The organism is Microcystis sp. CS-574 (genome assembly GCF_028329095.1).
GTDB lineage: Bacteria > Cyanobacteriota > Cyanobacteriia > Cyanobacteriales > Microcystaceae > Microcystis > Microcystis ichthyoblabe_A.
In genome coordinates, this window is the sequence record NZ_JAQMSY010000217.1 from 1 (window position 1) to 12,331 (window position 12,331).

The window sequence follows — 12,331 nt, forward strand, 5'->3', positions numbered from 1 at the left end:
AAGGTAAAATAACATCGCCACATTGCTGATAAACAGATAACGCAGGGCAACCCAGAGAGAGCGATCGCTGCGAGGATAGGCAATCACCAGAAAAGCGGCAATACTAATTACTTCTAAGGCAACGTAAACGCTAATAAAATCTTCACAGACGAAGACAGAATTAATGCTGCCGTGGAGAATGATAGCTTGGGCGTAAAAAAAGGCGGTTTTGCTACTTTCCCAGTTATAAAGGATCACAGCCATGGTCACCAGGGCATTGGTGAGGATAAAATAGGCACTTAACTGATCGGCTACCAGTTTCACGCCATAATTATCCAGTAGGTTGAGGGTTATGGGGGCGGATTGGCTAAATAGAAGGAGAGAATAGGCGAGAGAGATAACAGAAGTAATTAAGGACAGATATTTAGCCCAGCAAGACAGTAAATAGCCAATAAAGCCACTCAAAAAGGGAACGACTATCCAAGCGATCGTTAGAGTATTGATGGTGTAGGATTTTCTGATCTTTACTTTGTCTAGGGCAGGGTTTTCCTGGACTAATCTGCTCAATTTCACCAGCAAAGATACTTTCTCTAATTATCCTCGATCGAGTCCTATTGATCAAGAATTTTTCGGGTGGCAAATAGATTGTTTTGGTTCTATAATAGACTTCTTGCATGATTTTTTTATGGTATAATGGAAGGTCTTGCTTTTTTCTCGATTTTTAGATAGAAGTGGAAAAAAGAATAAAATGTGATGTGATCTTAGGTCAAGAAATTATCCATACTTTTGCTATGTTTATTAGCAAAAATATGGATTAAGCTGTTCGTAATTTAAATTGCTTGTTGAGACGAGGCAAGAGGCAAGAGTCAAAAGGCAACAGTAAAGGGATTGGGGAAGGTTCGGCTAATCTAAGAATAAGCGTTTTAAATGCGTCTTAGCTTATCAAAACTTAAAGGAGCGCGAAAGTGTGATTACTTCAACCAATTATATCTCTCTACCCTTTTTTCTCCCAGTTCCTCTGCTACTAGCTTTCACCCACTTATGTCAAGCAGTCAGGCTTATCGGTTAAACAACTTTGATAACTTTAGGCGAAGAGTCCTCCTAAATTGGCGTTTTGTTACTAATCGATCCTACTCAGTCTAGGAGAGCCATTAATTCTTTTTTCATTACTTTTTAGGTTCTGGGGTTTGCTGTTTGGAAGCTGCCGCAATCGCTTGATTTAAACGAGTTAATTCTTCTTTAAACTTCGGTTCTTGGGGATAATTTTTGACTAATTTTTCTAGGATACTTTTCGCTCCAGAAACGTCTTGAGTTTGTAATCTTGTTCCATAAAGAACCAGCATAACTTCCAGATTGTTGGGATATTTTTGATATAACTTTTCTAAAGGTTCTCTAGCTCCGATAAAATCTTTTAACTGTAGGCGAGCTTGGGCCAGTCCTTGCAAAGCAGTGGGGTTATCTGGTTCGCGTTCAAGAATTTTCTCGTAACCTTTGACCATTTCTTGTAATTTTTCGGGGGCAATAGTTGCCTCTTGCCCGGGTTGACTGCCTTGGGGGGAATTAGAATTATTATTTTTCCATAAACCTAAAGTTGGCACCACCATTAAAGCCAAAAATACTAAACCAGAGGAAACAATTAAGACTCGTTTGAGGGTATCGTTATTTTTTTTTGGCATACTTTTTCAAGATTAGAGATAAGATTAATCAGTAGTAACTTGATGAAATTCGTGACCCCAAAGATTATAAGCCCAAATTCCCAAGCTAAAACTACCTAAGCAGAGAATGGTGATCGTCAGGAAAACTTGCCACCTATTGTAACCCGCTTCCTGAAGTTCTAGACGACCGAGGATAGCAGCAGCTAACAGAATTAAAGCTCGAGTAAATACCGCCCACTTGTGGAAGATAAAGACTACCGCCAAGGACCAGCCAAGAATTGATAATACAGCGCTAATATCATTTTTAAACCAACTGCGGAAAAATAGCGGCATTAAGTTACTAAACAGAGTTAATCCTAGGGCAATTGAGAGGATAACCCCTACCGCTAGGATATAGATGATGATTTCTAGCCATTCGCTAGTGAGAGTCCAATTCATCTCATCACCGCGGGCAAGTAACCAATCACTCCATGATAAACGCTCCTGGGCGATCGACCAGCCAAACAGCCCATAGACCGATGGTATTAGAAAAGTAAGTAGTATAATGCGCCAAAACATAATCAGTTATCAGTTATCAGTTATCAGTTATCAGTTTTGAGTATTAAGTGAGCAGTATGTATTAAGTGAGCCTGATCAAATGCCAGTTTACTACTGTCTTTTTACTGATTACTGCTTACTGATCACTGTTTACTGATCACTGAAAAAAGTCAAGCCTGAACCCTGAAAGAGGGGAAAATTGCCCCTTTTCAGACTTCAGGCCTCTGGGATTGTCCCGATCGCTTAGGACATATACTGGATGATAAAGTCGAAGTAGGGGGCTGCTGCCACGGCATCTTCTTGAGTCAAAAGACCTAAAGCGGCCTCTTTGAGACAACGAATCGCCTCCACCATGCCGGGGACGGGAACATTAAGAGAGTTATACATCTCTTTGACCCCGATCAGGCCGGTTTGTTCGATCGGACCCTTATCTCCGGCTAATACCCCATAGGTAACTAGACGCAGATACCAACCATAATCGCGCAAGCATTGATTATATTGACGCTGACCGTAGGCATTACCCCCCGGCGCTCTATAATCGGGACGTTTCTTGAACAGTTGTTTTTGAGCCTGATCGACGATTTTTTTCTCATTTTCAGCGAGAGTCTCGGCAATGCGAATTCTCTGCTCACCGGTTTTTAAAAATTGCCCGATACCCTGTAGTTCACCACTACTAGGATAACGAAGTTCGTCGTCGGCTTTGAGGATGACTTGGCTAACTACGCTCATAATATCAAGGTAAATTCTGATAACATTCTGTAGTTTATCTCAGGTCGGGGTCTGGAAGTCGAGTCATCCCTGCTGGGTGGGCAATTCCTAAAAATTGTAATATTTCGTTATGAGTTTCCCCGACAGCCCGGTTACTGTCTAGAATGAATGTATTAGTGGTCAGGAGCGAGGAGATGGCAATTGAGATGTCACCGCACACTGATTAACTTGAACCCGATAAGTGGTAATTAATATGGAATTTCTAGCACCCTTGCTGTTGATAGCGGGCATTCTGGGGTTAAATGGCTTTAAAATCGATCGAGAATACCAGCGTGGTGTTATCTTTCGCCTAGGTCGTTATCAAGACACCAAAGGCCCCGGACTGTACTGGATCATTCCCCTAGTTGACCAAAAAATGCAGCTGGATATTCGCACCAAAACCGTCGATATTGCCCCGCAAGAAACTGTCACCGCCGATAATGTCACAATTAAGGTTAATGCGGTTCTCTACTATCGCATTATCGATCCTAGCAAAGCGATTAATAAAGTCGAATCCTATCCTGCGGCCGTTTATCAAGCGGCCATGACCACTTTAAGAAATGTCGTCGGTCAAAATCATCTCGATGATGTCTTGCAAAAACGAGACAAAATTAATCAAGCGGTTCAACAAATTGTCGATGAAATTAGCGAACCTTGGGGCATCGATATCGAACGGGTGGAGATGAAAGATGTGGAAATTCCCACTGGTATGCAGCGAGCTATGGCCAAGGAAGCGGAAGCATTGCGAGAAAAACGGGCCCGTTTGATTAAAGCTGCCGCAGAACAGGAAGCTTCGCTAAAATTAGCGGAAGCTTCCCGATTAATCATGGAAAATCCCGCCGCTTTGGAATTACGCCGCCTACAAATGTTAACGGAAATTGGAGCGGAAAATAACACCAGTACCGTGATTATGCTCCCCTCCGATATCTTAAATCTCGCTCAAAAATTAACTGAAAAAAAATCATAAAATGGCTCAGTTGTCAATAGCCAAAAAGGTTAATTTTCTCTGGTGTGTTAGGTTGGTTTAAGTAAGTGGTTATAATTAAATTGAAGATAGATTTTGTCTTTGATCCCCCCTGCCCCCCTTAATAAGGGGGGTGCCGATAGGCGGGGGGATCCCCCCTTAATCCCCCCTTGATAAGGGGGGTGTCTGATAATTTTTAACGCCTACCTACTTAATTAACGCATGGTGACAAATTCCTCGGCAGCACTGGGATGAATGCCGACAGTGGCATCAAAATCGGCTTTTGTCGCCCCCATTTTTACGGCAATGGCTACTCCTTGAATAATTTCGGCGGCGTGATCTCCCACCATGTGCGCCCCAAGGATTTTACCACTTTCCTGATGGACAACTAATTTCATCAAAGTTTTGTCCTCTCGGCCTGGTAAAACATTGTAACCAGGGCGGAATTTAGACCGATAAACTTTAATTACCGTGTCACCATATTGTTTTTTTGCTTGCAATTCTGTTAATCCCACCGTCGCCGCTTCAGGAGTAGAAAATACTGCCGAAGGAACGTTTTCATAACTCATTAACCGGGGTTTATTACCAAAGACTGTATCGGCAAAAGCTCGCCCCTCATTAATCGCCACGGGAGTTAAATTAATTTTATCGGTACAATCACCCACGGCATAGATATTATCTTCACTGGTTTGGCTATACTCATTGACGACAATTGCCCGATTTTTTACCTCGACATTGACATTCTCTAAGCCTAATTTTTCCAGCTTAGGAATTCTGCCAGTAGCGGCTAAACCTAGAGCATCAACAAATAAGATTTCTGAGGTTTCTTGACCCTGAATATGTACCTTTAACCCCTCGGCAGTTTTCTCGATTGAAGTGGGGAAAGTTTCGGGCATAATTTTAATTCCCTGACGGATCATTTCCGCTTGAATCTCATCGCGGATATCCTCATCAAACCCTCTTAAAATCTTGTCTTTACGGATTAACTGCACCACTTCCGTCCCTAATCCGTGCATAATACCAGCAAATTCTACCCCAATATATCCCGCCCCTAAAACTATAATTCTTTTCGGTTGTTCTGGCAGTTGAAACATGGCATCAGAAACTACCGTATGTTCGATCCCCGGAATATCGGGTTTAACCGGATGTCCCCCCACGGCAATTAAAATTTTATCGGCAGTAATTTTCTGATCTCCCACCTCCAGGGTATGGGGATCAAGAAACTTGGCATAATTAGGAAAAAGCGTCACTTGAGAATTATCGAGCATCTTTTGATAAATGCCATTTAAACGGATAGTTTCCTGATTAAGCGCGCTAATTAATTTTTGCCAATTTAACTGACTCTCTACCGGATTCCAACCGTAACCTTCCGCATCCTTAAATAGTTGCGGAAAACGACTAGAATAAACCATTAATTTTTTAGGAATACAACCGCGATTAACACAGGTTCCTCCCAAGCGATCATATTCTGCTAATCCCACTTTTGCCCCGTATTCGGCTGCCCGTCTAGCGGTGGCAATACCACCAGAACCACCACCAATCACCAATAAATCAAAATCATAACTCATAAAAACATCCTCGCAAATGAATAGAAGTTTGACGGAATCAAGAAACTTTTTTGGCAAAAAGGGGAGCGAATATCTCGGATCAATCCCTAACTGAATCTATCGAGTAACTAGCAGAATATGGTCACTAATGCTGCTAAATTAAGTAGGTAGGTATTAAAAACTTTCAGATCCCCCCGCCTATCGGCACCCCCCTTATTAAGGGGGGCAGGGGGGATCAAACCTAAAATCCATTTTTAATTTAATTATAACCAGCTACTTAGAGTCAATTTACCTACTGCCAAGACTTAATCCTATGCTAACACGCCGCTCGAAATTATCTTTTCTCTTGGGGACTTGTTCCCTATTTCTCTGGGTAAACCATCCCGTCACCCTCGCAACCCCCATCAGTCAAGACAATTCTCTCCCTTCCCAGTTTATCTGTCCAGCAGACTTAGCCACCGAGATCGATCGCATTTTGTCCCGCCCCGATTATCAAGGCGCTTACTGGGGAATTTTAGTAAAATCCCTCAATTCTCAGGAAAATCTCTATAGTCTCCACGAAAATAACTTTTTTACTCCCGCTTCTACTGCGAAATTATTAACCACTGCCGCCGCTTTTAGCAAATTTAACCGCGATTATCGTCTGAAAACCCCCATTTTAGCCCAAGGCAACCCCCCCGATTTAGAAACTTTAACCTTAGTCGGGAGGGGAGATGCCACCATAACCACAGAAAAGTTAGAAAAATTGGCAGAAAAGTTAAAAGCAGGGGGAATTAACTCAATTTATCGCTTAATTGTCGTTGCTAGTCCTTTTGTCGTCTCCGATAGTCAAAAAACATGGGAATGGGAAGATGTCTTTTTTGACTACGCAGTTAGTGCTTCTAGCTTGGTTTTAAACGAAAATTCCGTCACTTTAAGGCTTTTACCGCGACAATTGGGGCAAAGCTTAGATTTACAATGGTCTGATCCCATTGCCGCTAAACAATGGCTAATTGAGAATCAAACCAGCACCGCAGCGCAAGGAAGCCCGAATAATCTGGCAATTAAGGGCAATTTAGCCAATAATCGCCTAATTATCACTGGTTCTCTGGCTATCGATAGTCAAGATGATTTTAATTTAGCTATTCCCCAACCTTCGGAGTATTTCCTTAATCGCTGGCGTAATATCCTCGAAAAAGCGGGAATTACCGTTAAAACCGCCGAAATTAGCTCAGAAATTCTCGGCGATGAAATCACCAATTTAGAATCAGAACCCCTAGCATATTTGGTGGAAAAAGTCAATAAAAATAGCGATAATTTACTAGCCGAAACCCTACTACAAATGCTCGGCGGTGTGTCGGGATTGCAAGAAACTTTAACAAAACTGGGAATTAACAGCGATAGTTATAAAATCGGCGATGGTTCGGGGCTATCACGACAAAACCTGATTAAACCCAATACTTTAGGTCAAATATTACAACTAATGGCAGAAAATCCTGATTATCGTCGTTCTTTAGCCATTGGCGGCATTGATGGCACTTTAACCAATAGATTTCGCCAGACTCCCCTAGAAGGACGATTACAGGCAAAAACCGGGACTTTAACCGGAGTTATCGCTCTCGCCGGTTATCTAGAAACCGCCGACAATCAACCCCTAATCTTTAGCATAACCGTCAATAACAGCGATAAACCCGCCAATACTCTCAGAAACGGCATCGATGAGGTGATTTTGCTCCTAGGACAGTTAAAACGCTGTTAATATTGAGGAGGCAAAAGGCAAAAGGCAAAAGGCAAAAGGCAAAAGGCACTCATGCAAAAGGCACTCATGCAAAAGGCAAAAGGCAGCTTTGTTCTCCCCAACACCCCAACACCCAAACCCGCAACTAATTCGATCGAGCCATTTAATCACAGAAGACTGTATACTTTTGTAAAAATTGCTTCTAGCTGACCTGTAGATTAATCGAGGGAGTTATTGATATATGTATATAGTTCAGGTTGCCTCCGAGTGCGCCCCGGTGATTAAAGCTGGGGGATTGGGGGATGTGGTATATGGATTGAGTCGAGAATTAGAAATTCGCGGTCATTGCGTGGAGCTAATCCTACCCATGTATGATTGTATGCGCTACGACCAAATTTGGGGCTTACACGAGGCTTATCGGGACCTGTGGGTGCCTTGGTACGGTGGCGCAATTCACTGTAACGTTTTTTGTGGTTGGGTACACGGGCGCTTGTGTTTCTTTATTCAACCCAATTCGGGGGATAATTTCTTTAATCGCGGTACTTACTACGGTTGTAAAGACGATAATATGCGTTTTGCCTTCTTCTCTAAAGCCGCTTTAGAATTTTTGCTCAGAAGTAATAAACGTCCCGATATAATTCATTGTCACGACTGGCAAACGGGTTTAATTCCGCCCTTACTTTTTGAAATTTATAAATATCATGGTATGGGCAATCAGCGCGTTCTTTACACCATCCATAACTTTAAACATCAAGGATTTGGTGGTGCAGAAATTCTCTGGGCAACAGGATTAAATAACGATACTTACTACTTTAGCTATGCCCGAATGCGCGATAACTTCAATCCTTTTGTGATTAATTTTATGAAAGGTGGGATCGTCTTTTCCAACTATTTCAATACCGTCTCACCCCACCATGCTTGGGAAGCACACCACACCGATGTTAGTTACGGTTTAGGTCATACAATTCACCAGCATCAACACAAATTTACTGGCATTCTCAACGGTTTAGATTACAATATCTGGAACCCAGAAGTAGATAAATTTATTCCTGCACCCTACGGTATTGATAACTTCTCCGAGAAGGCACGCAATAAGAAGGCACTGCGAGAAAGACTCTGGTTAAGAGATGAACCAGAAAAACCCTTAATTTGTTATGTCGGTCGTTTAGATGACCAAAAAGGCGTACATTTAGTTCACCATGCCATGTATTATGCCTTAGCTCGCGGGGCGCAATTTGTCCTCTTAGGTTCCGCCACCGAATCGTTAATTAATAACTGGTTCTGGCACGAAAAAAATCACCTAAATAATAACCCTGATGTTCATATTGAATTGGGCTTTAATGAGGAATTATCTCACCTCATTTATGCGGGTGCTGATATGATTGTGGTTCCCAGTAATTTTGAACCCTGCGGACTGACACAAGTAATCGGCTTAAAATATGGAACTGTTCCCATTGTCCGGGGAGTTGGTGGTTTAGTTAATACTGTTTTTGATCGCGATTATGATACCTATCACAAACCCGAAGAACGCAATGGTTTTGTCTTTTTTGATCCCGATAATAATGCCCTAGAATCAGCCATGTCCCGGGCATTGGAATTGTGGTACACTCAGCCAGAAGAATTCCAAAAATTAGCGATTCAAGGCATGGAATGCGATTACTCTTGGAATCGCCCTGGGGAAGAATACGTTGCCCTCTATGAAATGATTCGCCACAAATAAACTGTCTTGTCTCTAGCAATTCCCTGGCAATTGTCAACAGAAATTCGAGGAATAGATTTGTTGAAATTACCGGGGTAATTGCTTTAGTTTTGACCGACTCTTAACCCCACCAACAAACTTTTTCATTAAACCCTACTTAGTAGAGCAGAAATGTTAACTTTGCTTGGTATTCTTGGGTGAGGGGATGACTAACTCCCAAAATCTGAAATATGGCTAACATGGCTTTTCTTGCCCCATCCTGACGATATTTTCTACTTTCTTCCACCAGACTGATCAGTTTATCTAAAGCGGCGGCATAATCTTCTTTTAAGGCGAAATTAATCCCAGTAAAAAATATCGGATCGAGGGGATTATTTTCTGGTTTTAACTGTTGAAATTCTAGGAGAGTTTTCCAACCTTTGATAACAGGATTTTCCTCTTTAATAGCACTGATTAATCGATAGGCATCTGACCATTTTTCCAGACGCATGAGAAATTTTACCGCCATAATAACTAATCGCGGTTCGTTGGGATATTTAGGGAAAAGACGATCAAATAATTGTTTAGCTGCGGGCAAATTATCGAGGGCGATCGCTTCTTTGATTTCTGCTAATCCTGTTTCTAATTCCGATTGTAAATCGAGACGGGAAAATAAGTCTCTAATTTGTTCTTCTGGCAAAGCACCGACAAAACAGGGTAACACTTCTCCCTTGCTGACAATTCGCACATCGGGAACTCCTTCCACATCGTATTGTTCGGCTAATTCGGGATTTTTATCTATATCTATTTTGGCCAGGATAAAATTATATTCGCTTGCCAGTTTTTCTAGCATCGGTTTTACCAATTTACAGGGTCCACACCACAGGGCATAAAAGTCTAAAATCACTGTATTTATATAGGACTTCTCGATCACTTCACTGTCAAAATTTGTCCCATCTACCTCGATAGAATATCCCATCTATTTCTCCTCTAATAACTTATTTTTCAGCTAGTTTTGTCTCACTTACCTCTTTTACCCAAAGGGCTAATCCTCCCCCTCGTCCCCGGGCTGCTATCATTGTTTCTGTGATCAGAAAATAGGCAAAAAATGCCTGTTTTTTGATGCTTTCCTGATAAAAATTAGCTCCGCTTACCTGGCCATTTATAATAAAACCTGAATAGAGAGAGCGATTAAATAGGGTTAGGTTGAGCCGGGTGAAATCAAAGGCAAGAAGACGGGTTTTAGGAAAAAACTTAACTGGACCGCTTACAGATAGTTTTACTGCCCCTAAAAATATCTGATTGCTGACGGTTCCAGAGACAAATTCTCCCAGTTCTAAGCTCTCATTTCTTTGGTAAGAGATGGTAATTTTTAACCAGGATGGGAGATAGCGCCCCTTACCCAAAACAATTCCCGCTCTCTTTTTCGCTTTTTGAGTTCCCGTGATCAAGTATAATCGCCAAGTACCGACTAAAGCCTCAAAAGTAAGATTTTCTTTAGTTTTTTTATTGTTTTTTTCTGTTGCTAAGAGAAATTCTAACAATTGAGAGACGGGGGGGCGATTATTGTCCTCAAGTATTAGGGGTGAGTCGAGATTTATAACCATGATTTCAGACAGTGCCAAAATATTTTAACTGAAGCTACCGAACTCGAAAAAGCGAGCGATAAACTGGTTGACCTTTATTATAAGTGGACTTTTCCCTCTCCGTCGCTACGGGGAAAATATTTTCCGCTAACCAGGGGGTTTGATGTTGCCGAACAAAATGGGGATGTGCTTGAAATCTCTCCGTCATTTCCAGGGCGATCGATTCCACATCCGACTGTAAAAAAACCCAGCCTCCAGATACCATATATTTAGCCAAAGCTATGACTAATTCCGGCTGCACAACCCGACGCTTACTGTGACGCTGTTTAAACCAAGGATCGGGAAATTGAATCGACACCCAAAATAACTTATCTACGGGCAAAGATTGCAGTAAAATTTCTGGGGTAACATTCATATTGCCAAAAACAAAAGCGAGATTTTTTAATCCTAACCTTTCCCGTTCCTGATTCGCTTCAATTACCAAAGGTTGACGAATTTCAATCCCCAAAAAATTAATTTCTGGATATACTTGAGCCATTTGTAACAAAAATTTACCCCGCGCACAACCAATATCAAGATGGAGAGGTTGCGTCATATCCTGATAAACTTGATTCCAATCGGGGGGAGCGATCGGATGGCGATATTTATGACTTAAGGGATTGACGTGCTGACGAACGCGAACTTTAGCCAAAGATATTTTCTCCTCATTTCTCCTCGATCGATCTAGTTTACCGATATTTAGCCCAATTGCGTGCGATGAATTTCCGTTTCGCCATTCTCAGCGATCCTCATATCGCTTTACCCACAACCATTTTGAACCATTCTAATCGCTTTCATCTGGTGGAAGTGAGTATTCCCGCTTTAAAAATTGTTTTAGACCATCTCATCACCCTTAACCTCGATTTTCTGCTGATTGCTGGCGATTTAACCCAAGATGGTGAACCAGAAAATCATCGTTGGTTAGCCGATTGTTTAGCCACTTTACCCTTCCCCGTCTATGTGGTGCCGGGTAATCATGATGTTTTGAGTTTAACCGCAACAGAAAACCAGATCGGTTTAGGAGATTTTCCCTTTTATTATCAACAATTTGGTTACAGGAATCCCGAACAAATATACTACCAAAAAGAAATTTTACCCGGAGTGCAATTAATCGGTCTTAATTCTAATCAATTTGATGAGCAAGGTAAACAAATTGGCAGTTTAGATGCAGAACAATTGCATTGGTTAAAACAGATTTTACCAGCGCTAAAAAACGATCTAGTGATGGTGATGATCCATCATAACGTTATCGAGCATTTACCCGGACAAAGCAATCATGAATTAGGTAAACGCTATATGTTGGCTAATGCGGTAGAATTGCTCGATATACTACAGGAAAACGGCGTAAAATTGTTGATTACTGGCCATCTCCACGTGCAGGATCTGGCTTTTACTAGAGGTATCTATGAAATTACCACCGGTTCCCTCGTCAGTTATCCCCATCCCTACCGGGTGCTAGAATATTGCGAAAACACGGTTGAATTAGCCATAGAATCCTTTCATCTGCAAAATATACCCGGATGGGAGAATTTACCCGCTATTTCTCGGCAATGGTTAGGCGATCGCTCTTATCCTTTTATGATGCGTTTATTAACCTGTCATCCCCTCAATCTTCCCGTGAGTCTAGCGGAGGAATTAGCCCCAAAATTACGCAATTTTTGGGCAGATGTGGCCCAAGGTGACACAATCTTCGATTTTAGCGATTTTCCGCCCCTAGCACGCCGTTATTTCTACGCTTTCAGTGCCGTCGATCCCCTCGGTAATCCTCATTTTATCGACAATCAAGCTGTAATTAGTTTCAAACATCAGTTTAGTTATCAGCGCTCAAACTTTCTGCCGGAGATGGGAGAATAGCTGCAACAAATAATTAACTATAGCTTAT

Annotated in this window: 11 protein-coding genes and 1 pseudogene; 4 read left to right on the plus strand and 8 right to left on the minus strand. The window is 41.8% G+C overall.

All coding sequences use genetic code 11. The annotated features are described in order from the left end of the window. The 4 genes and pseudogenes from PN470_RS17620 to PN470_RS17635 form a co-directional block, all read right to left on the minus strand. Nucleotides 1-483 (minus strand): annotated as a pseudogene (locus PN470_RS17620) (cation:proton antiporter); the annotation flags it as partial. 662 nt (nucleotides 484-1,145) lie between these two features. Beyond that, complete coding sequence (locus PN470_RS17625) at nucleotides 1,146-1,655, minus strand: tetratricopeptide repeat protein (protein WP_271937350.1); 510 nt, start codon at nucleotides 1,653-1,655, stop codon at nucleotides 1,146-1,148. A 24-nt stretch (nucleotides 1,656-1,679) separates the two neighbouring features. Beyond that, on the minus strand, nucleotides 1,680-2,192 hold the full coding sequence (locus PN470_RS17630; protein WP_002738762.1) for a hypothetical protein: 513 nt from the start codon (nucleotides 2,190-2,192) through the stop codon (nucleotides 1,680-1,682). A gap of 222 nt (nucleotides 2,193-2,414) precedes the next feature. Then, on the minus strand, nucleotides 2,415-2,900 hold the full coding sequence (locus PN470_RS17635; RefSeq protein ID WP_002738559.1) for an allophycocyanin subunit alpha-B: 486 nt from the start codon (nucleotides 2,898-2,900) through the stop codon (nucleotides 2,415-2,417). Between the two features lie 232 nt (nucleotides 2,901-3,132). On the opposite strand from PN470_RS17635, the gene PN470_RS17640 reads away from it, so the two are divergent. Continuing rightward, nucleotides 3,133-3,885, plus strand: a complete 753-nt coding sequence (locus PN470_RS17640; RefSeq protein ID WP_002745305.1) for a slipin family protein — start codon at nucleotides 3,133-3,135, stop codon at nucleotides 3,883-3,885. Between the two features lie 212 nt (nucleotides 3,886-4,097). Here the strand turns inward: PN470_RS17640 and gorA are convergent, their stop codons facing one another. Next, a complete protein-coding gene (gene gorA, locus PN470_RS17645) occupies nucleotides 4,098-5,450 on the minus strand; it encodes a glutathione-disulfide reductase (RefSeq protein ID WP_272104878.1) in 1,353 nt (450 codons plus the stop codon). 292 nt (nucleotides 5,451-5,742) lie between these two features. Here gorA and dacB point away from each other — a divergent pair, with 292 nt between their 5' ends. Beyond that, nucleotides 5,743-7,167 carry a D-alanyl-D-alanine carboxypeptidase/D-alanyl-D-alanine endopeptidase gene (gene dacB / locus PN470_RS17650; RefSeq protein WP_272104879.1) on the plus strand — a complete coding sequence of 475 codons (1,425 nt, stop codon included), beginning with the start codon at nucleotides 5,743-5,745 and terminating at the stop codon, nucleotides 7,165-7,167. Nucleotides 7,168-7,387: 220 nt separating this feature from the next. Continuing rightward, nucleotides 7,388-8,866, plus strand: coding sequence for a glycogen synthase GlgA (gene glgA, locus PN470_RS17655; protein ID WP_271937344.1), 1,479 nt, complete (start codon nucleotides 7,388-7,390; stop codon nucleotides 8,864-8,866). A 136-nt stretch (nucleotides 8,867-9,002) separates the two neighbouring features. Here glgA and PN470_RS17660 read toward each other — a convergent pair whose 3' ends face one another. From PN470_RS17660 to trmB, 3 genes are read right to left on the minus strand one after another with little or no spacing between them, the layout of a single operon-like run. Then, on the minus strand, nucleotides 9,003-9,803 hold the full coding sequence (locus tag PN470_RS17660; protein WP_272104880.1) for a tetratricopeptide repeat protein: 801 nt from the start codon (nucleotides 9,801-9,803) through the stop codon (nucleotides 9,003-9,005). Nucleotides 9,804-9,822: 19 nt separating this feature from the next. Beyond that, nucleotides 9,823-10,431, minus strand: coding sequence for a hypothetical protein (locus PN470_RS17665; RefSeq protein WP_271937340.1), 609 nt, complete (start codon nucleotides 10,429-10,431; stop codon nucleotides 9,823-9,825). Between the two features lie 34 nt (nucleotides 10,432-10,465). Continuing rightward, nucleotides 10,466-11,101 (minus strand): tRNA (guanosine(46)-N7)-methyltransferase TrmB, encoded by a 636-nt coding sequence (gene trmB, locus PN470_RS17670; protein ID WP_103111812.1) that lies wholly within the window; start codon nucleotides 11,099-11,101, stop codon nucleotides 10,466-10,468. 65 nt (nucleotides 11,102-11,166) lie between these two features. Here trmB and PN470_RS17675 point away from each other — a divergent pair, with 65 nt between their 5' ends. Then, the gene (locus tag PN470_RS17675; RefSeq protein WP_271937337.1) at nucleotides 11,167-12,303 is read left to right on the plus strand and encodes a metallophosphoesterase family protein; all 1,137 of its coding nucleotides are present in this window, start codon (nucleotides 11,167-11,169) and stop codon (nucleotides 12,301-12,303) included. The last annotated feature ends 28 nt before the right edge of the window (nucleotides 12,304-12,331 follow it).

Bases quoted from the DNA above. Each gene is read 5' to 3' on its own strand.
- gorA (WP_272104878.1), bottom strand. From the start codon at position 5,450: ATGAGTTATGATTTTGATTTATTGGTGATTGGTGGTGGTTCTGGTGGT.
- PN470_RS17635 (WP_002738559.1), bottom strand. From the start codon at position 2,900: ATGAGCGTAGTTAGCCAAGTCATCCTCAAAGCCGACGACGAACTTCGT.
- PN470_RS17625 (WP_271937350.1), bottom strand. From the start codon at position 1,655: ATGCCAAAAAAAAATAACGATACCCTCAAACGAGTCTTAATTGTTTCC.
- PN470_RS17630 (WP_002738762.1), bottom strand. From the start codon at position 2,192: ATGTTTTGGCGCATTATACTACTTACTTTTCTAATACCATCGGTCTAT.
- dacB (WP_272104879.1), top strand. From the start codon at position 5,743: ATGCTAACACGCCGCTCGAAATTATCTTTTCTCTTGGGGACTTGTTCC.
- PN470_RS17640 (WP_002745305.1), top strand. From the start codon at position 3,133: ATGGAATTTCTAGCACCCTTGCTGTTGATAGCGGGCATTCTGGGGTTA.
- PN470_RS17665 (WP_271937340.1), bottom strand. From the start codon at position 10,431: ATGGTTATAAATCTCGACTCACCCCTAATACTTGAGGACAATAATCGC.
- PN470_RS17660 (WP_272104880.1), bottom strand. From the start codon at position 9,803: ATGGGATATTCTATCGAGGTAGATGGGACAAATTTTGACAGTGAAGTG.
- PN470_RS17675 (WP_271937337.1), top strand. From the start codon at position 11,167: ATGAATTTCCGTTTCGCCATTCTCAGCGATCCTCATATCGCTTTACCC.
- glgA (WP_271937344.1), top strand. From the start codon at position 7,388: ATGTATATAGTTCAGGTTGCCTCCGAGTGCGCCCCGGTGATTAAAGCT.